This window comes from Shewanella sp. 0m-6, assembly GCF_052977325.1.
The window spans coordinates 128193-151897 of sequence record NZ_JBRIMD010000008.1 but is presented as its reverse complement, the minus strand read 5'-3'; the positions used below and the strand labels follow the sequence as shown (position 1 = coordinate 151897).

The following is a 23705-nucleotide window of genomic DNA, read 5'->3' as shown; positions in this document are numbered from 1 at the left end:
TCTTGAATGCAAGGCTCTTTGCTACAGAGCCCTTAGTAGCAAAGCCCTTAGCAACAAAGTCTTTAATAGAAAAAACCTTAATAAAAGAGCACTTAACAGACGAATGTCTAACACTTAGGCTCTACATAAGCTCGATAACATAGCTCATCTAGACAGCAGCACCTAGACCAGAGAATCCAGATAAGAGTATCTAGACAGCCTAACGCTTAAAAACTCGCTCACCAGCAATGAAGGTTTGCACGGCACCATAGTTATTATCAACCAGCACCATATCGGCTCGGCCGCCAAGCTTAAGTGTTCCCATCTTGTCACTAATACCTAAAAATTCAGCTGGGTATAGCGATGCCATTCGCAGTGCTTCTGCAGGCTCAATACCCAACATATTGATAGTATTAGCCACCGCACCAGCCATATCGAGCACGCAGCCCGCAAGCTCACCCGTTACAGCGTTGAGCCTGTCGCCAACACGCAGCACCTGAGTACCAAAGAGCTCAAAGCTGACCTCCTCCTCCAAACCGACTGGCGGCATTGCATCAGTCACTAACATCACCTTACCTTTAGGCTTGGCATTGATTGCGACTCTTGCCGAAGCTGGGTGAACATGGTGACCATCAACAATCAAGCCACACCAGGCATCCTGGCTCTCAAGCGCAGCACCAACCATGCCAGGATTTCTTGAATCTAGTGCAGACATAGCATTAAACAGGTGAGTAAAACCTGAAGCACCAGCGCCAAGGGCTCTTTTAACCGTCTCGTAATCTGCATTAGAGTGGCCTAGACACACTCTTACATCAGCTTTAACTAAGGCCTCTATGACTTCAGAACTCACATTTTCAGGTGCGAGAGTAACGACTTTGATGCCTAAATCTTGACGACTAAAAACCTCAAGTTCCGCATCTGAAATGCGTCTAATATGAGGCTGTGGGTGCACACCTTTTTTAGGCACACTTAAATGGGGCCCTTCAAAGTGAACACCTACAACTCCTGCACTGTTTATCGTTATCGCCTCTGCAACGGCATCAGCAGCTTGACGCATAACACTGACATCATCGGTAATTAACGTCGGTAGAAAAGCCGTAGTGCCAAATTTAGCATGAGCTTGGCCAATGGCTTCAATGCCTCGTAAGCTCGGAGAGGCATTAAATAACACCCCACCACCGCCATTAACTTGTACGTCAATAAAGCCTGGTGCAATAAGGCCGCTTACGCGTGACTCGCTGGCCCCCTGCACCGTATCAAACGCCAATATATGGCCGTCTTCAAACGTGATAGGCAAGTCAGTATGGAATCGAGTTCCGTCAAACACGCGATCTGCAATTATCGTCTGCTTCATTTTATTCTCGCTTACTCAAATATGGCGCCATTGAATTGTTTTCTATCTGCTATACATGCCCGCGCTTAAGCCTTCGCATCTTGCTGCTGAGCATAAAAGGCTGCGCCCCACTCTGGCGGCTGCAGTGTGGGTGAAAGTCTACCTAATACATCTTCGTCTAACCAAGCTGCTAATGGTTCAGCTAATCCACCAATCATAGAAAATCGAGGCGGATTTAACTCAAATAACTTTCTAGCTAGTTCGCTTATATAGCCTGCGCCTTCACGCACTATGTCCAGAGCGACGCCATCATTTTGCGCCGCACATTCAAACACGATTCTAGCAAGCTTGGCGTAGGTACTTGATGACTGCCCAGCGAGATTTTCAACAATGCCTAATGCGCTATTAACCTCAAAGTATTCATAGAGTCGCTGACTTAATAAGGTTTTTTCACCAAAACCATCTAAATCTAATAACGCGCTCTCACTGGCCTTTAGACCAAGCCAAGCGCCACTTCCCTTATCACCTAAGGCAAAGCCGTGGCCGCCTAAAAACAGCTCTTTATCTGCTACGCGAGCGTAACCACAAGAGCCTGTACCTGTGATAATAACCGCGCCATCTAGGCCTTGATGTGCACCAATACAGGCTGTGTGTAAGTCGGTAGTCAAATACATACTGGCAAACGGATGCTGCCAAGTGGCGATATCTTGATACAGCCTAGGCACATTCACTCCGGCTAATCCAAGGCCTGCGATTAAACGCTTGCTATCGGCGGGAGTCAGACCCGCATCAGCCAATGCCAGTTGGCTAGACTCTTCAATGGATTGAAATGTTTGAGCTAAACCATGAAGGGGATTGGCGCGCCCTGCGACACCCGTACCGAGAACTCGATAGTCACGAGTGTAAATTGTTGCACGGCACTTACTACCACCACCGTCGATTCCTATGTATAGGGACTCTTCTTTCGTCTGGCTCATGCCCATGACAGACCTCTTTATTGTTCTCATTCTTTTAGTGCAGAATGGATCTAGGTTTTATATACGCGAATTGCGAATAAAGCCCACCAAGTTAACCTCATGTTACAACAACAATGACAGCGTTGTCATTTGTTTTTTAAACTTGATCACAAAAACCAAAAAAACGCAGCAACGCCTTAGCACTGCTACGTTCAAGCTTAGTTACTACTTACATTTCCAACCAACACACCTGTTGAGTAATTGTTACTTAACAATTAGAGCGCGCCCTTTACGCTTACCGTCAGCTGCAATAACACGCACCTCAACTGGCGCGGTAACTGCTACACCATCTGAATATGCCTGCCATTGTCCTGTTGCATCACGATATTCAATACTAAGACCTGGAAAAATCACATTGGCAAACAATTTTCCATCTTTGATGACAGCACCAGCTGTAGGAACTCGATAGGCGATATCTGCTTTATCTAGCTTAATAAGTTCTTTAGCACCTAAGGTGTTTGCCACACGGTGCCAATCATCAGCCTGAGCTTGACGCATCTCTTTAGTAAAGAAGCCACTTTGTTGATTATAAACCGCGCCTTGGTATTGATAAGGTACTTCCCACTGTGGCTTATGCCATGCACGCTCAGCGAGCATCATTACTCGAGGAAACATCATGTATTCAGCAACATCATCACTGCGCACGGTTTCGCTCCATAGCTGACCTTGAATACCCGTAAATTGCATTGAGGCTTTTAATGGTCCGCTAATGATGTTACCCGCCTCATCTTTTTTAAGCGTATCATCGGCTTCAAAAGGCAAGTTTTCGATGTCAGTCCATTGCTCTGCATTGGCTGGCAAGTTACCCGGCATAAAGCTATGTATTTTCTGTGAGTTGGTATTACGACTCGCCCAGTAATAGCCGTGCTCTTTAGGGTCGGCCTCATACGGGAAGTCAAAATATAAGACTTCAGGCTGACCTAACACAGCCTGCCAACCAAGATTAGCCTGGGTGTGAGCGCGTTGATGACCGCCATGAGCGACTACGTCCCAAATATTTGATTGGACTTGTTTGGGCATATTTTCAGGGCGTGTATGGCTCATACCATCACTCCAGCCGGCAGCCTCTATACCTTTGTCAGCAAGTAACTTAGCCGTTCTTTCGATAAAGTAAGCACCGAGCTCTTCCATGCTAGTTACGCCTTTATCATTGTTAGCAATAAAGGCCTTACATGCTGGAGACGCTAACCAAGCACCTGCCGTTTCATCGGCACCTATGTGATAAAGGTTAAGCGGCACACCCGCTTGTTTGTGCATAGCAGCGATTTCATCAATGACTTTATTAATAAAGGTAAAGGTCGATTCCATACACACATTCAAGGTGTTGTCGTTGTAGTACTGTATTGATGAATAAACCGTTTTATCTTCGCTGTCGGACAATAGATATTGTTTTGCAGCTTCGGCTTTATCTGCAGCCATCAAAGTGCGATACCTTGCTTCCATTGACTTAATCGCTGCGCGTGAGTGACCCGGCATATCCATCGATGGGATCACTTGGATTTGTCTTGCGTTAGCGTATTTTAGAATTTCAATGTAATCGGCTTTGCTATAGTAGCCATTCACTTTAGCATCGCTAAAGGGGCCGCTGCCCAGCTGAGGCAATAAACAGCTATCTTCATTGAGATCATGACAACGCTTACTGCCAACCTCTGTTAGCTCAGGAAGATCTGCAATCTCTAAACGCCAACCTTCATCATCGGCCATGTGCAGGTGCAGCTTGTTAAGCTTGTATGCTGCCATTTGATCTAGCAGGTCTAAAATCAACTGTTTGCTATGGAAGTTACGCGAGACATCGATATGCATGCCGCGAAAATCGTAACGTGGTGAGTCTTCCACCAGCATTGGGTTAATCTCTAACGTATTGGCATCGACAAGAGATGCCAATGAGGCAAGACCATATGAGAAGCCCGCGTCATCGGCGGCAGAAATACTGATCATCTCAGGAGAAATATCCAAACGATATTGTCCTGTAGTCGCTGCTGAGGTTAATGGCAATAGTACTGTCTTGAGCCCTTTATCACTTTGACTCACACCAATTCGCGCTAATCTTTGTAGCGCAGCATCAACCGCAGCTAAGCTGACGTCATTGAGCTCGACATTTAACCCAGATTGCAGCGAAACAGGCTGACTCGCGGCTTTAATTTCAACCTTAACGGGTGTTGGTAAAATACTGTTTTCAGCCAAGGCCACGTTATTAGGCATAGCTAAGTTATTGCGATACAACACTCCTGTTGTAGCCCATTCTAGCTTGTCGATTTCACGGCGTTTATATTGGGTTTCGCTATTACTAAAGGCACTGACATAGGGACGCACCTCCATGCCTGTTTCAGGATCAACCGTGACTTGTGTACTACGAATAATGACGGGCTCAAGGCCTTCAGCAACGATATAGTAATTTGGCATGGCATCAATTTCAGAAAGTTGCCACAGCTCGCCTCTAAACTGGATGGTTTTAGTTTCGCCGAGTGTAAGCCCTTTAAAGCCTGCAGCGGGTGTTATCTTGTGTAGATCGCCTTGCACTCGCGTAATATCAAACTCATCGCCAACGATGCTTTGAATCGGACGCATCTGAGAGAAATAGATAGACCAGTCTTTATTGCTGATATCCATTTGGGAAGTGAGCGCAATTTCGGCTAAGAAGCATCGTCCATCACTAACGTTTTTATCACAGTTATCATCTGGAACATTGGTTACAACGGTATATTGAACATCGAGGGTATCGGCAATGTTATTAAGAATTGATTGCGTCAAAACACCTTGATTGACAGTTTGCGGGCTGGATGCCTTTGAACTTGCTGGGGCTTCATTTGGGTTAGAGCAAGCACTTGCCGCTAGTGCCAATGCTATTGCGGCGACTACCACTTTAATTTTCATTACTTTCCTCGTTATCAATATTCTTATATCAAAGGTGAAATAATTTAATTTATTTTGATTTGTTTGGATTTAGTCTCGCCACTTCCTCCCCTTTAGAAGTAAGCGAACCCCTATACCAACCTACGCGTCTCTTCCATTGTGCCAGATAAAAAAATGGCCGAGTACTCATAAAGCACTCGGCCCATACTAGTTTCTGGGGAGAGACTATATAGGAGTAACAAACATCATGTTTGCCAAAAACATGAAGTAGGAGACCTCATCCTCTTCATGTAGACCTTACAAACAACCTGTCACACAAGCAGATGACAACGCTGTCATTTAAATATACACAAAAGTGTACAAAACAACTACATTTATTTGACACTTAAGCCATGAATCACTGTTAGCAATTAAAAATATCTAATAAAGCTTCTTTTAAACATGTAGTTAAGAAATCCCCCCAGTTAAAGCGATCTCCCCCCTGAGGATTAAAAAGCACTCAATGCGAGTAACGTTAACCCCATTTCAATCCTCTATTGCCAGTATCACTCGAAGACAACAAATTGCTTAGCTGTTTAAGGTCAATTATTGACAGCGCTGTCACTTATTAGTATACCTATCGTTAACAAGTAACACACATGAGTGTTGCCCTACTTTAGGCTAAATAATATTTAACGACGCAATATTTACAAAGCTGTATTTATCGAGCCTGTATTTACAAAGCTATATTTATTGAAGCTGTATTTACGAAGCTGTATTTACGAAGCTGTATTTACGAAGCTGTACTCACAGCTATTTATGCCACAGTCTAAATGGCTGTACCAAAGGACTCAGTAGAATGAACAATAATATCGTCCCTCTTAATTCTGACCATCACCTTAACTTGCTCATTAGCGAGTCACAAGATTACAGCCGTTTTGCCGATCAAAACCTGATACCTGTGGTTTTTCATGAGTTTCATCATTTGGCGATAGAGTTTCCGCTAGTATTTGTAAAAAATAGCGAAACAGGTCAATTTATTCCCGTCGCTATGATGGGGATTAAAGATAGCCTCAATCTGTACTGCCAAAATAGTAACTGGCCCGCAGCAGTTAAACCTCGTGGTTTTAATAATGCACCACTGTCTTTAGTCAAACCCAACCAAGACAGTGATAATGTTCTCGTCTGTATTGATACTAGCAGCCCTTTAGTTACCGAGTCTGATGACAGTGCTCAGCGGGTATTTAACGACGACAAAGAGCAAAGTGAATACCTAAAAAAGCGTACTCAAGCATTGCTCGAAATAGCAGCATTTAATGAACAAACAAACAATATCTGTCAGTTGCTCGCCGCAAAAGGGTTATTTAGTGTAAAGCAGCTAACAATAAAGCTTGCGCAAAGTGAGCAACCTATCAATATTGATGGTGTCTATGTCGTTGATGAACAGACTTTAAACCAGCTGAGTAATGATGAATTTTTATCACTAAAAGATAATGGATTATTACCGCTTATCTACGCCCATCTGCTATCACTGCAGCAGATCCCTCGCCTTATCGAAAAACAAAATCAGTACGACTTAACTCATTAGTTAATGTGAGAGTTCAGCCGTAAAGCATCTTTGTGGTTGCTACGGCTGATAGTTCGCAAATGCCAAAGGTAGACCAAATGATCGCTACGACTCCTCCAAAAAAGATAATTATTATAGGTGGAGGCACCGCCGGTTGGATGAGCGCAAGTCTTTTGCATCATGCTTGGAGCCGTGCAGGCTGTAACATTACCGTTATCGATTCTGCCGAAATTGCAAAGATTGGTGTAGGAGAAGGCTCCACTCCAGCATTAAAACGTTTTTTTGAAACCCTAGAAATAGCAGAATCTGAATGGATGCCCAGATGTAATGCCACTTACAAATGTGGTATTAGCTTCCCTAACTGGCTGTCTAACATTGAACACAATAGCTACTTTCATCCGTTTTATTCTGATATTGATACCAAAACAGGTCAGGCGTTTATCCATAACACTGACCTAAAGCGTCAAGGTTTTGCGGTCGATGCACATCCTGATAATTACTGGTTACAAAGCTTTTTAGCAAAAGAAAACCGCAGTCCAAACACCGATATAGCGCTCAATGGCACTATGGAATATGGCTATCATTTTGATTCTGCATTATTAGGTGAATATCTAAAAGAGCGCGCAATAAAACTAGGGGTAAAGCATGTCTCTGATACAGTCGAACATATTGAGACTGATGAAAAAAATAATATAAAGCAGCTTCTCACTCAGTCCGGTGAAAGACTTACCAGCGAGCTATTTGTTGATTGCACAGGTTTTAGCGCTTTATTAATTGGTAAAACCCTAAAAACATCATTTAAAGACTATTCAGACAGTTTGCTCAACGATAGCGCAATCGCGATCCCATCGAATATCAATAACTGTGAACCTATGCCACCTTTCACTGAGTCCGCGGCTTTAAGTGCAGGTTGGGCATGGAAGATCCCCTTAAGTAGCCGTTATGGTAATGGTTATGTATATTCCTCAAAGTATATTGATAGCAACACAGCTGAAGCAGAATTGAGGGCACATATTGGCAATGACTGTGAAGGTATGCCTGCCAAGCATTTATCTATGCGACTCGGAAGAGTTGAAAAACATTGGCATAAAAATGTGCTAGCGGTGGGCCTTTCTCAAGGCTTTATCGAGCCCCTTGAGGCCACAGCCTTAATGGCAGTGCAATATACGCTAGAAGAGTTTATTCGCAGCTATGCAAGAGCTGAGTTAAGCCAGCAAAACCTATTTAACAGCAAGATTAATGCGATGTTTGATGCCATTAAAGACTACATTCAGGCACATTATTTTTTAAATACTCGCACCGATAGCCAATATTGGCTTGATGCACGAAACCTGCAAACCTGCTCTGACAAGCTAAAGCAAATCATAGCGGTTTGGGATTCACCTGCTGGCGATCTAGAGACAGTGCTACAAGCGACACAAAGCCATACGGCCTACCTGACTCCGAGTTGGTACTGCCTGTTAGCCGGGAAAGAACGTTTTAACCCACAAAACACCAACAAGCTGGCAAGCGATAAAGCGGTTAAACTTGATAATATTATCAAATACTTTAATACCGTCACACAGCACTTTCCGCCACATCAGCAGCAGCTCCAATCCCTTTACGGTAAAGAGTGGAGAGGTTCTAATCCGTACTCTTAGTACGTTATCCCTGGATGTTATCCCTAGATGTTATCCCTGAGTACTATTCCCCTGAGTACTATTCCCAGGTGCACGATTCTTAGATGCTCTCCGTAAGCGCTATTTGAGCATCGCTAGACGCTACACCCTTTGTAGACCATAGCGCTTAATTTTTTCAAGTAGCTCTCGGTGTTCTGGCAGAACACTAATTAACTGAGCTGAAACCTCATCTAGCCTTTGCTGATAGGAGCTGTTATTCAGTTCGCTTTTATCCTGATTAACCTCAGTGGTATAGTGCATGCCATAAAGCACATAGAGGTAGTTTTCTAAATCGAAAACCTCAAATTTACTAAAGAAGTCTTCTCTATTAGGTACAAAATCTTGCCAAAGGGCCAAGCGACTTTTAAGCGTATCAGACATTGTTGCGGGGCAACGATTATCAATCCAAAACTGAGAGTCGGCTCTATCTGACAAGCAATAATGCAACTTGATAAAATCAACCACTCGCTCCCAGGCATACTCCATTACATGGTTAAAACGCTGTTTCAGAACAGGTAATTGTTCTGTCGAGGTAGGAAAACGACTCGCTAACAAACCTGCTGCAAAGTCAGTTAATAAGATTGATGTGGCCTCAAGGGGCTCTAAGAAACCCTGCGCTAAACCCAATGCTACGCAGTTTTTCTCCCACGAGCGCTCACGGTAGCCGACCGTCATAGGAATAACTCTGTGCTGATGCTCAGAAAGCTTTCCACCTAAATACTTGTCCAGTTTGCTCACCGCAGTCGCATCATCCATGTATTTAGAACAGTAAACAAAGCCCACTCCACGTCGGTTGCTTAATGCAATATCCCAAATCCAACCGGCTTGATGCGCCGTAGAAACCGTGAAGGGAGGAATAATATCGTCACTTGCGGTAGCGACTTGAACCACAACAGCTTTATCGACAAACAACTCCTCAGCCTTACTGATAAACGGCACCTTTAATGAACCGTCAATTAACAATGAAGCGAAGCCTGAACAGTCGATATAAAAGTCAAAATCAAGCGTACCACTGGTATCTGTCACTAAAGACTTGATTTCGCCCTCTTCACCTAATACGACCTGTTTTACGTTCGCACGAATATGTTCGACTCCAAAGCGCTCTGTTGCATTTTCTCCTAACAGCTCAGCAAACTTTGCCGCATTAAGGTGATAGGCATACCCCAAACGACCACTGTACTCTGGATCTGTGATCGCTTTAGGGGCTTTATATGCCTCGCAAACTGCGTGTTGAGGCGATATAGTTCCTGCGTAAGCGCGATCTTTTTTAGACAACCATTGAGCCGTTAACGCTTCTCCCATTGCCGCAGGCATATCAAAGAGGTGATGATAAAAGTTTTCCTCACCATGGCTGTTTTTATCAAGCCAATTAACAAACTTTATTGATTGCTTGAAAGTCACATCACAGCGACGAATAAACTCTGCCTCACTGATCCCAAAACTGTTAAGCGATTGACGAATAGCAGGGACAGTACCCTCACCGACCCCTATAGTAGGAATATCAGGAGACTCGATTAAAGTTACCGATAAGTGCTGATTGCTTAGCGCAGCCTTACCTAAGTGATTCGCAGCCAGCCAGCCTGCTGTGCCGCCACCTACGATAGCAATTCTTTTAATATCCATAGACCCTCTCAATATTCTTGAGTCAAAAAGACCAATACCAAACTAGCACACACTAAGTATTTAATATTTGGCATTTAGCATTTAGCATTTAGCATTTAGCATTTAGCATTTAGCACTTAGCACTCCAATAAAAAATGCTAATTATCAGATTGTTATTTAATAAAAAACCCAGCAAATGCTGGGCTTTTTGATGACGACTATATTGTATTGATTAGAAGCGCAATGCTACGCCAACTTTGTAACGTGCTTCGCCCTCAAAGCTCCACACTGGGTAGTCAGCTTTAAACTCTGGGATAACCTCTGCATCAAGCGGGGCAACACCCGTTTGAACGCTATCTTCTTCTGTTAGGTTAACAGCTTCGAACGTCACATCCATCCACTCTGTTACGCTGTATGATGCACTCAAGTCAAGTGTGCCATAATCTTCGTGCTGACGGTTACCGTAGAAACCTGGCAGCTCACGCATCATGTACTCGCTACGCCAGTTATAGGCAAGACGTGCAGAGAATGAGTCCATCTCATAAAAGCCAACCAAGTTAACAGTGTGCTTCGATGAATCAGAGAACACACCCACTTGATCTGGATAGTTTTCTGATGGAGAGCTCGCATCAGCGAAGGTATAGTTTGCCGAGTAACCTAGACCATTATCGAAAGAGTCTTGAAGCTGTAGTTCAACACCTTCAATTCGACCACCTTCGGCATTGTACTTCTCACTCACTGTCCAGCAGTCAAATACGCCTTCACCACAAGCACTTGGGTTACCATTATTTTCCCAATCAGCTTTAACATCATTATCGTCAATACCAATCTGCTGATTAAGCTTTTGACGAGTAGAAATGAATGAGTTCACGTCTTTAATGAAATAGGTAATTGCTGCAAGACCTTCGCCGCCAAAGTACCACTCAAGGCTCACGTCAGCCTGTGTCGCTTTAAATGGGTCTAGTGAGACAGAACCTTTATTTAACTTCTCATTACCAGGAACACCATCGTTTAGCCCTGGTAAGGTCGATGTCGCAAACAACTCAGAGTAGTTAGGACGAGACATCACCTGCGCGGCGGTTGTACGTAAAATCAAATCTGAAGTTAAATCAAAGGCAATATTAATGCTTGGTAATACATCGCTGTAGCTCGCTTTATCAGTACTTAAATTATCAGCAAACTGGCCGGTATCACTTAATGCATAATAATCTGACCTCACATCACTAGATACATAGCGTAGGCCGACGTTACCGCGAATACCTTCAGACTGGAACGTCGCCATGGCGTACATAGAGAAGTTTTTCTCATTCAGCGTTCCATAACCTGACTTATCACGCTCAAAACCTGTAATAGCGGCATTCGCATCGTTGATCATTGCATCAAAGTTAGGTTTTGGCAGAGTAAAGCCTGCACCTGATGAAATTGTACCGTTGTAATAATATGATGGGTCACGCACTGCAATATCACCGACAATTGCAAGATCGGTTTGCTGTGTTACGTCATGATCTGCATAACGAACGCCCGTCTTGAATGAGGTAATTGCACCTAACTCAACAGGGATCGTGAAGTTTAAATCTGCATAGGTTTCTTCGTCACTGTTTGGCTGCTTCTTCAATGCCCAAGCAGCTGTTGACAGGTCGCCATTGAAATCACCTGCATCAAAGTCTTTTTTAGCGATATCGATGTCAATAATCTTACCGGTGGCATCGTAACGACCAGCAAAGTCTCCAGGTTGGCCAATTGAGTTACCATAGTTAGAGGTTAAGCTAGTACCACCATCTGATTTAGTGTTACCCACACGGCCATCAACAGTAAAGTTTTCAGCTTCATAGTTAAAATCAAAATCAAGCGTGTCAGATGTCATTTTTGCTTTACGCGCCCACGTTTGAGCCCAAGCAAATCCACCTTCACCAGTATGGGTAATATCAGTACAAACGCCTGCGGCATTGACTTGATTACAGGTATTCACGCCTTGCTGAGTCGGGAATAGGAAGATAGAGGTATTGGCGTTATTGGCTTTCATCTCTAAGCCGGTATAAGTCAGACCAAACTCTAGCGCATCGGTTGGACGATACTGTGCAGCCACATTGATAGCGGTACGTTTACGGTCTTGCTGGAAAGTAGATGGGACTATTTCCCCCCAACCAAGCAGTGTTTCAATACCGTTACGCTGGTAGTCAGTTTCAGAACCTGCTGCTGAGACTAAAACACCAAAGTTTTCATCATCATTTTTCCAGCTATAAAGACCAGAAAGCTCAGGGTCGATACTTTCTGAAATCGTACCGTAATCGCCTTTTGCGCTAATAAAAACGGTGTTTGCATCTAAATCCAGTGGTTTACGAGTCTTAACGATTACCGTACCACCAATGCCACCTTCAGGAAGGTCAGCTTGAGATGACTTGTAAACCTCAATGCCACTTACCATCTCAGGCGGTAGCAGTGAATAGTTAAAGCTACGGTCAATAGCTTGCTGATCGAACCAACCTGTTGATGCAACAGCGTGGCCATTTAATAAGGTACGGGTCAATTGGCTTGATGCACCACGAATGGAAACCTGTTGGCCTTGGCCAAACTGACGGTTAACAGTAACACCCGGAATACGAGCGAGTGACTCACCCACATCACCATCGGGAAACTTACCAATATCTTCTGCGGTAATGGCATCAACAACAGAATCTGAAAATCTTTTTTCATTGATTGACGCTTTCATTGAAGCGCGCATGCCGCGAACTTCAATTTTTTCAATGTTTTCGTCTGCTGCAGCTTTCGCATCAGCCTCTGCTGCTATTGCAGAAACTGACATAGCGCCACTCATTAGCAGCGCGATATTTGTAGCTAGTACACTTTTCTTAAAGGTAGATGGTCGCATCTCGTTTCCCTTCCATAACTTATTATCTTTTTTTTATATCCATAACCATTCCAGAAGCGGAATGACAACGCTGTCATGTCTAGGGCAAACATTACACAATTATTAACAGTCGCGCCACAACAAAATAACCACCGAGCTCATTATAATTGTATAAAATAACAATAACCGATATTGCACGACTTAATAGTCATTAAAATACATATAGTTAAATCACAGAAAACATTGTGACTAATAAGTGACTTTTTTTTAATCCGAGTAAAAAAACATAAAAGTTGCCTGCTTATCATTGCTAATTTGGATAAAACTTCGCACTATACCGCTAAATTTACGGGCAAATGGCACCATCTCAGCGCCAATTGTTAATCTTGTGTTACCATGGTTTGGCAACGCAGAATGTGTAACGAAGAGAATCTCGCTTAATGAAAGTCACCATAAATGATGTCGCTAAACATGCAGGCGTATCGATAAAAACCGTGTCACGGGTTACCAATAATGAGCCTTCGGTAAAGCAAGAGACTATCGACAAAGTGAATACCGCGATTGCAGAACTTAATTACCAGCCCAACTTGGCTGCGCGAAATCTGGCTGGAACAAAGTCATATGTAATTGGTTTTATTTATGATAACCCTAATGCTTATTACATCATCGATATGCAAAATGGCATTCTTTCTGCTTGCAAAGATTTGGGTTACGAGCTGCTCATTCACCCTTGCAACTCTAAATCAAAAAATATTTGTGAAGAGCTGACTAAATTAGTTAAGCACAACCGTTTATCCGGTTTGGTGCTAACCCCGCCGTTATCTGAAGATCCTATTATCTTAGCTGAGCTAGACAAAATCGATGCTAGCTATGTGCGCATTATCGCAGGGGATAAAGTCAAAGCAGACACAGGCTTAGCCGTTATGGTTAACGATAGATCCGGTGCAATTTCCATTACTCAGCATCTGATTGATCTTGGCCATAAAGATATCGCATTCTTAAGCGGTGATCATGAGCATGAGTCGACCAAAGAACGTTTAGCCGGATTTAAGCAGGCATTGAAAGATAACCATATCTCACTCAATGAAAGCTATATCATAGATGGCAAGTATTCATTTGAGTCTGGTGTTGAAGGAGCCAAAGTCTTACTTAAGAAACAGGTGAGACCGACAGCTATTGTAGCTTGTAATGATGAGATCGCCGCAGGTGCATTATTTGCAGCAAGACTCGAAGGTGTAGATATTCCGTCAGACATATCTATTGTAGGGTTTGAGGATAGTCCTTTTTCACGTCAGACTTGGCCTAAGCTAACCACAGTGCATCAACCCAATGAAGAGATCGCACATATTGCGACAGAGTTACTCATCGCTAAACGCCGAGAACAAAAGTCTGATGTAGCTAAAATCTTCCAGCCAGAGCCTGTCATCAGAGACTCATCAGCCAAGCCACGAATTTAATGTCGGCTATGTTCAACTAAACTCTGTAGCTGCTTTTTCGCATTATTTGTACAATCAGATAATGCGAAAAAGTCGTTAACGCTTATACCGCTTCTTCGTTCTCTTCACCGGTACGAATACGAATAACACGCTCAATATCTGTCACGAAAATTTTACCATCGCCAATCTTACCGGTTCGCGCCGTATCAACGATGACTTCTAAAGCCTGCTCAAGCAGTTCATCTTGAATCACTAGCTCAATTTTAACTTTTGGCAAAAAATCAACCATGTACTCAGCACCACGATAAAGCTCGGTATGCCCCTTCTGACGACCGAAGCCTTTTACTTCAGAAACAGTCATACCAGTAATACCTATATCAGCAAGTGATTCGCGCACATCATCTAACTTAAATGGTTTAATAATGGCTTCGACTTTTTTCATTGTAAAACTCCCTAAAAACTTGCTGAAAGGCTTAATTTGACTGCGCGGTAGCTTATCACGCAGTAGCAAAACTATGAAGTCTAAAGTGATTTATGGGTTAGCACAAAAGTAAACGCAGTCTTCATATAACCGAACAATATACCAATGCGCACTTAAATTCGTCATCAGTAGACTATACTTCGGCTGTACCCCACTCAATATTTACAGGATGTAAATATGCAACTCAAGGAAGAGTTAATATGTACTATAAATCAAGCGGATTCACTCTAGTTGAACTCATGGTGACCTTAGTTGTTGCCACCATATTGACAGTAATTGCAGTGCCTTCTTTTAACTCTATATATGCAGGCGTGCGATCCGATTCTAATATTAGAAAAATTCAGCAGTCAATTCAGATGGCAAGAAACCATGCGGTTGCCTATGGTTCTAGGGTGACAGTCTGTCCGTTAACGGCACATGCCTGTGGCAATGATTGGCAAGGTAATATCAGTATTTTTACTGATTCAGGCCAGTCTAATATTATTGATGGTAATGACAAAATTATTTATCAAATAGGTCCATTTAACTCAAAGGATTACATTAGTTACAATCGATCGGCAATTCGGTTTCAACCTGAAGGTCTCGCCTCTGGTACTAACGGCACATTAAAATACTGTCCAGACTCAGCAAACAGTGAATACTCGAGAGCTATCATTGTCAGTCAGTCAGGAAGGATCCGCTTCTCAAAGAAAACGGATATCAGTTGTGACTAAAGGCTTGTAGAACCTTTGCTAATTAATACAGTTAATGTCTTCTCGCATAAAGTCAAAAAAGTCTTTTGAGCCAATATATTGGCATGTAAAGTGGCGGATTTGGTTACTGAAAATACATCGAAAGTGTAATATACTGATGGCGTTATTAGGCAAAGGAAATCGCCATGAGAAAGTACAAAAATACAATAAAAGCTTTCACTCTTGTTGAGCTAATGGTGACGTTAGCCGTTGCGACCATATTGATCAGTATTGCCGTCCCTTCCTTTACAGCTATGTACGAAGCTTCTCGTAGCGACTCAAGCATTAGAAATATTCAGCAATCTTTAACCGTCGCTCGAAGCCATGCTATTAGTTACGGCGCTATCGTTACCGTCTGTCCATTATCAGGTACAAGTTGTGGCACAAACTGGCAAGGTGGCTATAGTATTTTTATCGATAACGGCACTATTGGTACGATTGATAGTACTAATGGTGTGAAAGATCAGGTTATTCGAGAGGTCGATGCATTCAACTCTAATGACTTTGTTAGCTATAACTTAAGCTCTATCAGCTTTAACCCCGAAGGGATGTTGACAGGAATTTCATCAGGCGGTACTAGACAAATTATTTATTGCCCTTCGAGTAAAAGCAACGAGAATGCGAAAGCGGTCGATATTATGTCATCAGGAAAGCTGCGTACTTCTTCTGCCACTGGCTTAACTTGCAGCTAATTGCTATCTTTAGCTGCCACAATAGAATAAAAGTAGCAGCTAAATGGCAACAGCAATACACTCCTTTTGATGTTTAAATATATCAAGAGGTAAGTTCATTAAAGGTTATTAGGTTGCAAGTTGAAAGCCACTGCGATGACTTCCCCCCTCTTTTACCTAGAAATGTTTATCTAGGTGTAACTTTATCCAACGCGTTAGCTTCAGCACTCTTGAAAGGCTCATCAAGTAAAACACACTCAAAGACATCTTTAATATAAGGTCTATTACTGCGACCATCATTTGGAACTTTACGAGCAGATAAACGGTTCATGTTGCGTTGAAAGCGATTAACCTCCCAACGATAAAACACTACTTTCTTACTCACAGATGTTTCTACAAAACACTTATATTCTGCTTTTTCTACTGGCTGGTCCTGTGCAACTGCAGCCGCAGAAAAAGACAATATAGGAAATAGAAGCCATTTCATTACCAACACGCCTTAGGAGTTTTTGCTCCAGTTTCAGTGATTTTTATTGTCGCGCATTCGCTGTCTCTTTTAGCTTGTCCAGCCAATGCTGTCGCCGTCAAAGTAAAGCTACCCGTTCCGGTTGAGCTACTCAGGCTGTAATCACCACTTTCACTCACATATGGGCTTTTATCAAAGCCCAGATTGGTCATGTCTGTTGTATAAACACGATTATCTAAATAAAACTGCTCCTGTCTATTTGCCGCCTCAACAAGTAGCGATAAACCATCAGCTCTAACACCTTTTGCCACATACTCTACATATGATGGATAAGCGATTGATGCCAAAATGCCGATAATTGCGACCGTAATCATTAACTCAATTAAGGTAAAACCTTTATGTTTCAACATCTATCTAACCTACTCGTCTACATGATAATAAATTCGGTTTACCCCTAATGCGCCACCAACACACTTATTGTCACCAGGTGCACAAGGAGGAGGCGGTGGGCAATCTATACTACCTGCAGGGCAATCTTTAAGCTCCATTTTATCTCCTGCTGCACCGATACCAATAAGGTACATGTAGCTGTCATCTGAACCATTTGGTGGCACAACTAGCTGCGGCGTATCTGGTACTCTCTCACCCATTTCTAAATACTCATGAGTATATGAACGGATCCCGCGGTGAAGATCAAATCCATATAGACGACCAACGCCGCTAACTAAACATTGGTTAGCATCTGAGGCTTGGCCTGGCACATAAGAAGTGAAGAACACCCGCCCTTCGATAATTGTTGCCGCAGCTAAACTCTTTTCTCCCACGCCGCCAAAGCTATAGTACCAACCGAGTGTCTTGCCAAACTCGATATTTTCGGTATCTGTTGCCGGGGAGCCTGAAGTCACATCGTAGAGGTTATTAAAGCTAATTGGACTTGGGATAGTATTATCACCCGATCCGGTAAACGAGCGAGTAACTACATTACGATCTTGCAAGGTAAAGAAGTAATCATTTCGCTTTACATCCAAAGGGTGTGGGCGATGGCCCGAGCCAATCACCACCGCATCATATGGCACACTTTGATACGTTGTAGTGCTGCTTGTTTGCCCTCCAACAGTGACATCAACTTCGGCAATATTAGTAAACACCGTTTGGGCTACTGCAGGCTCAACGAAAAAACGTCTATCACTGGTGACGGAATTCCCGCCTAAATCTGCAAATTTAAATGCTGTCCATGGTTTATTAGAATCCTTAGGATTAGCGCTTGGTAAGTCTATACGCCATACATTCGCACCTGTATCTGATGCATAGATGCGGTCAGTTAACTTATCACCATTACTGTCTAATATAGCTACCGCATTAGGAATACTGTCTGTTATACCAGGTATCTGAGTGATATTAGCACCGCTATTTGGACCAAACGAATGCACTAACGCCCCCGTTTCGGCATCCAATATAAATACTCCACGACCTTGAGAATCGTTCGTGCCAACGGCTGCACTATCTTTAGTTGCTGGTGAATAACCTGCACCAAAAATCAATACCGGTTTTGCTTTAGAGTATTCAGTATTGCCTGCTGGCCAGCCCGGAATGTAAGTCACAACAGGTTCAGACCAAGTTTGCCCAAGTTCAGCCATTCCGGGATCATTAGCACTGACCTTCCAAAGCTTTTTAGGGCTATCTGGGTTGGAAATATCTAACGCATAATAGGACTTGCCACCACGTCTCATTCCTGCAAATAGCCAAGCTTTTTCTACTTCACCAGAGCTTTTGGTTTTCACAAATGACACTGTTGAACTATCAAAGCCATACACTGAATGCAATCCAGTTGGGACATTGGCTCTTAACTCTCTGATATTGGGTAACAGCTCATAGGGCATAAATGACCAAATTTCTGAGACGGTGTTACCCTCATCTTTAAACATGTGCAGGAAGCCGTGGTTAGTCCCTAATACAATCCGAATATCAGGATTGCCTTCAGTACCAAAGTTAATCGCTAACGGCTTAGAATGCAGCGGGTCTCCAAACACATCTTCTCGAATATCAGATGTCGAATTATCATTATCGTCATCATCGGTGTCTTTACCCTTTACCCAATCAATGTAGCTAGATATTTGCGACTTATCTATGCCCATATAGGCTGCCAATGCTGTTTCACTGCCCGCTTTGGCTACCGCATTACTTCGGCTGAATGCAGACAGGCTCCCATTGTTACCAAAATCACCATAAATAGTTCGGTCACTGGTACTTGTAGTTTGTAACTCATGTAACACGCCGCCGGTACGCACATCGTTACCGTCACCACCACCGCTTGCTGCAGAGCAAACTGAATTAGGCGTCCAATACGAACAAGCTGAATCCTTTAGGTTACCGTCATCACCAATAGCATTTGCACCATTTTTATCGACAATATCACCATTACCCGTCACCTTAAATTTCTTGATATTGCCAAGCCATCGCGGCCCTTTATTCGGCAAGAACATTGCGTAGTAAACAGAATCGAAGGTTTGTGTTCTATCGAAGTTATTGCTGGCAATGGAAGGAGAGGTGAAACTGGCATTAACTTCTAGGATCTGAGAGAAAACCTCTTGTAAAGCGGATTGCAGTGCCGATGCATCTTTAGCCGCAAAATACTTACCGCCACCTAATTCTGCCGTTTTCTTCAAAATAGGCGCAGCGCTGTTAGCCCCATCACTGAAGCCAATAGTAAAAGTGGAGACATGCTGGTCACCATCCATTGACGTATTAACGTCTTTACGGTTCATAATACTCGCCAGTGCAGGCAAATAACTGCCTCCTTCACGATCTGATGAACGGTAACCATTCATACGGCTAACATAATAATCAGCATTGGTATCGTTTGTCGGAGAGCCATCCGTAATGTAAACAACATAGGCATTACTAGAGCATTGCATCGCGTTAAATGGCGACTCATAGATACCATTTTTTTCTACTGAGGTATCCCTATCAGGCGTTAAGCCAGAAGCTTGCAAGCCGTATTTAACTGATAAACCAGCAAAATAGCGGTAAGATTCATATAAGGTTTCACAAAGTGGTGTCCAAGTATCAGCACCAAGATCGTTAATAGTATTAATCAAAGACACTTTATCGGCTGGATTAAGACGCTTTATCCCTGAGATCACGCGCCCACCATTTTGGTCACTGTAATAGTTTCCGTTAAATACCGCTAAACCAAAATCTACGCCAGGCGTTGCAACAACCGTATCTTCCATTACCCGTTTGGCAATATCTAAACGCGACTCCCACCCCTTACTTTTAGTCGAGTTATACCAATTAACGTAACGCTCAGTATAAAAAGTCACTGACTTACCGGTACCAAATTTTGTCAATTTTGCAGTTTCAACTGAAGAGTCAATATCAGATGAATTTGAATTTTTATTAACATAGGTATACAAAACCGGACTTTCTTTAGAGCCTAAGCTATCAACCGGAAATCCTTTATCGATCCCGCTAGCATTGCCGAAATACAGTTTGTCGCGATCTTCAAAGTCCTCAAAACAATCGAGCGTAGTGACGTTGCCATTTAAAGTATCAGGGAGCTCTGTCCACTCACCATTTTCACCGGTATAGCTATATTGGCGAACAAAACCAGTGAACATACCATAAGAACGTAAATATCTGCGCGATGACTGGCAGCCATTAACAGAGCCAAAGAAGTGATTAGGGCTGGTGAGCTCTGGAACCCCTATTCCACCTTTGCTGTAATAAATCTTGGTAGAGTTATCGACGGTTTCCCCTCTATCATAAAACTCCTCAGTATATTCATCCGTACTCATACTGCCTGAGTTATCAAAGATAATAAGAACTTGAGGGCGAGAACCTGAACGTGCAGACGATTCAAATACATATAGCTCGGTATCATCAGCATAACTCACACCAGAAACGACTGTCATTGCCATGGAAATAGATACAACAATGGACTTAAGACACTTGTTTATTTTCATCATTAATTCCCTGTTCCACCGAGAACTTCTTGTTCAATTCCAGTAACTAACGTTAATCGCCCCATATCGTTACGACCAAAGGTTGCTTCACTAGATATTTCCATTGGCACGCAATCAATCATCCCGGCTTGATTTGGGTGAAGCATTCTCATACAGTCGACATCTCCATCTGATAACGGCGTTAGTGTATTAGTCACATCAAATGTGCCATCAGCAATAACTGTAACGTTACTAATCTGCGCTAAATTCGTCCCCCGGTTATTGGCAATAACTCGGTCTTGCGCACCGCGAGCCACAGCAACGGCTTCTACCCGCTCAGAACCGGCGCCTGCCATTCGAATTGATTGCGTAGAGTTCACTGCTAACGCAACACCAATTACCGTCATAATCAGCAGTACAATTAGTGAAAAAAATAGCACGATCCCTTTCTGCTTTTGCATGATTAGCTTCCTACTAATATCGGGTTTTCAAGTACGATAGTTGTCGATAACACTCGTCGCCTAAAACCATCGTTTGCCGCGGCAATAGTCTTATCGCCGAGTACATAAGTTTGCTCATCGGTATAACTATTATCTTCTTCTACAGTGCGAACCAGTAGGTATAACCTAAGTGCGACTAATCGTTGATTAGGAGAACCATCCCAAATAGGAGAAGTGACATTTTGTGCTGGCATAAAACTATCGGCTGTTCTGTCACCATTCGTGTCGAAGCCATACATAACACGGAAGTCCTCAACCCCTTCTACCAGTTGCTCTAATGAGTTTGAACCTGTCATGCCACCAACACCGAGAACCCTCCGCATTAAAACCGGCACGCCATTACTCAATTGGATGAAATATATATGGTGCTGGTATTCCCAAAACCGTCCGTTATCTAGACTCGGGGGAGTTTGACTACCAGCAAAAATCACCGCTTCACTTGAATTAGTCCCCATGTAATACCGGTTGGCGTTAAAGGATGTGGTACTCGGCCCAATTAAGCGTTTTATTTGAAGTACATCGGTATTCGCTACCACAGTGCCTAAGCAGGCTATGGCCTCTCCACCCACTCCACTTTCGTAGCCCCAAATTTTTCTAAAGTTTGAAGATGTAACGCTCGCAGGAAAGCTGGCATTGTTTGGACCACCGCCAATACAATCACTGGCAGCGGCGATAGCTGGAGCGATAATACTGGTGCTTGACCCCACATTCAGATCAACACCTGTTAACTCAGCCATAAAGCCAGCTTGACTCACATCACGCTCAATTAATGCTAAAGCTATACGCCCATTTTCTTGTAACTGATTAAATTGGCTAGTGGTTGTGACATTGGAAGAAGACATGGCAAACATTGAGAATAAACCAGCGGTTAGAAATAAACTCACTAGCATAGCGACCATCAACTCGACTAATGAGAAGCCTTGTTGTGAATAAGCGTTAACTAACTTTTTCATATTTATATAATCACAGTTTCAAGTAGGTATATTCTGCGGCGATCACTTGCCACACCACACGCCTTGACAAACGAGGTACTATTTTCTGCGCCGTCATTGACTTCTCTGATCCCTCGCCAAGTAACCGCTATCGATACATTACCATTCACGTTTGCATCAATACATGCTGTGACATCATCTAATCCATCCATCAACAGCTTCCATTGATAGATATCCCACGCTAACGTCTCAGCATTTGAGCAGGTGACGACGGCGCCAACAGCAACATCACAAGACTTCCCAGGCTTGGTCAAAGTACCGGTATACTCTCCGCTATAAGCGGCCATCTGAGTGCGGTTTAAACGCAGTCTATTGACAATATCATTCGCTGAATAAGCGGCTAAGGTTTGCTGGAAGGACTCGAAACTACCACGCTTAGAAACCACGTGGAGATTGAAAACACCAATCAAGCCGACGGTTAAAATAACCAAAGCAACGAGCACTTCGATCAATGAAAGTCCTTTCTCCCTGGTTCCCATTCCGTCAATTCCTTTACGTTTGTCATATTGTTGACGTTAAAGATGTTACTTTAGCGTTTAAAAACGGCAACTTATAGTAATACAAAAACATACAGGTTAATAGTAAATTAGTCGAATGTTGAACTGTAGTGACTAAGTCATAAACATGATTAACAGTCAAAGTTAACCTGAATTTTGATCAAAAAAAAAGAGGCCTAGGCCTCTTTTTTATTTCAATTTGTATCTGAGTGTCGTTAGGTATTAACGAAGCTCGGCAGGTACAGCAAAAACGGTGTCTTCTAGACGTCCTTCGACTTCTGTCACCACACTTGGCGCCATATTAGCGATAGCATCAACAACTTGTTTAACCAATACTTCTGGGGCCGATGCTCCTGCGGTTACCGCTACGCGTTGAACACCATTGAACCAAGTTGCGTCAACATCATCAGCATTGTCGACTAAGAAAGCTTGTGTTCCTTTCTTCTGAGCTAATTCACGCAGACGATTTGAATTGGAGCTGTTTTTCGAGCCGACCACAATAAACAACTCTACCTTTTCAGCCACATTACGCACAGCATCTTGACGATTTTGTGTCGCATAACAGATATCATCTTTGCGCGGGCCTTCAATCGAAGGATACTTCTTTTGCAGCGAAGCAATGACATCGGCCGTATCATCCATTGATAAGGTTGTTTGCGTGACAAAACATAAGTTCTCTGGATCGTTAACCACAAGCCGCGCGACATCTTCAGGCGACTCAACCAAATGAACACCACCTGCAGGGTTATCGTATTGCCCCATGGTGCCTTCCACTTCTGGATGGCCTGCATGGCCAATTAAGATACACTCAATGCCCTTGCGGCTGGCACGTGCAACCTGAAGATGAACTTTAGTGACCAGCGGACAAGTCGCATCAAATACTTTAAGACCACGCTTCTTGGCTTCAGAGCGAACCGCTTGAGACACACCATGAGCACTGAAGATCACGATGCTTTCATCAGGCACTTGGTCTAACTCTTCGACAAACACTGCACCGCGATCTTTTAAGTTCTGCACCACATAGCGATTATGGACCACTTCGTGGCGTACGTAGATTGGCGGAGAGAAAAGCTCTAACGCACGTTCTACAATGCTAATCGCGCGATCTACGCCAGCACAGAATCCTCGGGGATTGGCCAGAAGAATATTCAT

Annotated in this window: 18 protein-coding genes; 5 read left to right on the top strand and 13 right to left on the bottom strand. The window is 43.2% G+C overall.

Features of this window, described 5'->3' with window-relative positions:
- Positions 1 to 199: 199 nt before the first annotated feature.
- The 3 genes from nagA to ACVBJC_RS08710 all read right to left on the bottom strand — a co-directional run bounded on the left by nagA (position 200) and on the right by ACVBJC_RS08710 (position 5202).
- The gene (gene nagA, locus ACVBJC_RS08720; protein ID WP_447160476.1) at positions 200 to 1333 is read right to left on the bottom strand and encodes an N-acetylglucosamine-6-phosphate deacetylase; all 1134 of its coding nucleotides are present in this window, start codon (positions 1331 to 1333) and stop codon (positions 200 to 202) included.
- Positions 1334 to 1398: 65 nt separating this feature from the next.
- Positions 1399 to 2295 (bottom strand): N-acetylglucosamine kinase, encoded by an 897-nt coding sequence (nagK, locus tag ACVBJC_RS08715; protein ID WP_447160475.1) that lies wholly within the window; start codon positions 2293 to 2295, stop codon positions 1399 to 1401.
- 237 nt (positions 2296 to 2532) lie between these two features.
- Positions 2533 to 5202, bottom strand: coding sequence for a family 20 glycosylhydrolase (locus ACVBJC_RS08710; protein WP_447160474.1), 2670 nt, complete (start codon positions 5200 to 5202; stop codon positions 2533 to 2535).
- Between the two features lie 817 nt (positions 5203 to 6019).
- Between ACVBJC_RS08710 and ACVBJC_RS08705 the strand changes: the two genes are divergently transcribed.
- On the top strand, positions 6020 to 6748 hold the full coding sequence (locus tag ACVBJC_RS08705; protein WP_447160473.1) for a SapC family protein: 729 nt from the start codon (positions 6020 to 6022) through the stop codon (positions 6746 to 6748).
- Between the two features lie 59 nt (positions 6749 to 6807).
- The gene (locus ACVBJC_RS08700) at positions 6808 to 8367 is read left to right on the top strand and encodes a tryptophan halogenase family protein (RefSeq protein WP_447160472.1); all 1560 of its coding nucleotides are present in this window, start codon (positions 6808 to 6810) and stop codon (positions 8365 to 8367) included.
- A 120-nt stretch (positions 8368 to 8487) separates the two neighbouring features.
- Here the strand turns inward: ACVBJC_RS08700 and ACVBJC_RS08695 are convergent, their stop codons facing one another.
- Positions 8488 to 10008, bottom strand: a complete 1521-nt coding sequence (locus tag ACVBJC_RS08695) for a tryptophan halogenase family protein (protein WP_447160471.1) — start codon at positions 10006 to 10008, stop codon at positions 8488 to 8490.
- A gap of 211 nt (positions 10009 to 10219) precedes the next feature.
- Positions 10220 to 12856, bottom strand: coding sequence for a TonB-dependent receptor (locus ACVBJC_RS08690; protein WP_447160470.1), 2637 nt, complete (start codon positions 12854 to 12856; stop codon positions 10220 to 10222).
- A 419-nt stretch (positions 12857 to 13275) separates the two neighbouring features.
- Between ACVBJC_RS08690 and ACVBJC_RS08685 the strand changes: the two genes are divergently transcribed.
- Entirely contained in the window at positions 13276 to 14292 is a 1017-nt protein-coding gene (locus tag ACVBJC_RS08685) for a LacI family DNA-binding transcriptional regulator (RefSeq protein WP_447160469.1), read from the top strand.
- A gap of 82 nt (positions 14293 to 14374) precedes the next feature.
- Here the strand turns inward: ACVBJC_RS08685 and ACVBJC_RS08680 are convergent, their stop codons facing one another.
- Complete coding sequence (locus ACVBJC_RS08680; protein ID WP_012154353.1) at positions 14375 to 14713, bottom strand: P-II family nitrogen regulator; 339 nt, start codon at positions 14711 to 14713, stop codon at positions 14375 to 14377.
- 239 nt (positions 14714 to 14952) lie between these two features.
- On the opposite strand from ACVBJC_RS08680, the gene ACVBJC_RS08675 reads away from it, so the two are divergent.
- Both ACVBJC_RS08675 and ACVBJC_RS08670 read left to right on the top strand, forming a co-directional pair.
- Complete coding sequence (locus ACVBJC_RS08675) at positions 14953 to 15465, top strand: GspH/FimT family pseudopilin (protein ID WP_447160468.1); 513 nt, start codon at positions 14953 to 14955, stop codon at positions 15463 to 15465.
- 164 nt (positions 15466 to 15629) lie between these two features.
- Positions 15630 to 16175 (top strand): GspH/FimT family pseudopilin, encoded by a 546-nt coding sequence (locus ACVBJC_RS08670; protein WP_447160467.1) that lies wholly within the window; start codon positions 15630 to 15632, stop codon positions 16173 to 16175.
- A 166-nt stretch (positions 16176 to 16341) separates the two neighbouring features.
- Here the strand turns inward: ACVBJC_RS08670 and ACVBJC_RS08665 are convergent, their stop codons facing one another.
- The 7 genes from ACVBJC_RS08665 to ispH all read right to left on the bottom strand — a co-directional run bounded on the left by ACVBJC_RS08665 (position 16342) and on the right by ispH (position 23705).
- Positions 16342 to 16641 (bottom strand): TapY2 family type IVa secretion system protein, encoded by a 300-nt coding sequence (locus tag ACVBJC_RS08665; protein ID WP_447160466.1) that lies wholly within the window; start codon positions 16639 to 16641, stop codon positions 16342 to 16344.
- Positions 16641 to 17030, bottom strand: coding sequence for a type IV pilin protein (locus tag ACVBJC_RS08660; protein WP_447160465.1), 390 nt, complete (start codon positions 17028 to 17030; stop codon positions 16641 to 16643). Before ACVBJC_RS08660 ends, ACVBJC_RS08665 begins: the two co-directional genes overlap by 1 nt.
- A gap of 9 nt (positions 17031 to 17039) precedes the next feature.
- The gene (locus ACVBJC_RS08655) at positions 17040 to 20585 is read right to left on the bottom strand and encodes a pilus assembly protein (protein WP_447160464.1); all 3546 of its coding nucleotides are present in this window, start codon (positions 20583 to 20585) and stop codon (positions 17040 to 17042) included.
- Between the two features lie 2 nt (positions 20586 to 20587).
- A complete protein-coding gene (locus ACVBJC_RS08650) occupies positions 20588 to 21025 on the bottom strand; it encodes a pilus assembly PilX family protein (RefSeq protein ID WP_447160463.1) in 438 nt (145 codons plus the stop codon).
- Positions 21026 to 21027: 2 nt separating this feature from the next.
- Positions 21028 to 22017 (bottom strand): PilW family protein, encoded by a 990-nt coding sequence (locus ACVBJC_RS08645; protein WP_447160462.1) that lies wholly within the window; start codon positions 22015 to 22017, stop codon positions 21028 to 21030.
- A 2-nt stretch (positions 22018 to 22019) separates the two neighbouring features.
- Positions 22020 to 22535, bottom strand: a complete 516-nt coding sequence (gene pilV / locus ACVBJC_RS08640) for a type IV pilus modification protein PilV (RefSeq protein ID WP_447160461.1) — start codon at positions 22533 to 22535, stop codon at positions 22020 to 22022.
- 240 nt (positions 22536 to 22775) lie between these two features.
- Positions 22776 to 23705 carry a 4-hydroxy-3-methylbut-2-enyl diphosphate reductase gene (ispH, locus tag ACVBJC_RS08635; RefSeq protein WP_447160460.1) on the bottom strand — a complete coding sequence of 310 codons (930 nt, stop codon included), beginning with the start codon at positions 23703 to 23705 and terminating at the stop codon, positions 22776 to 22778.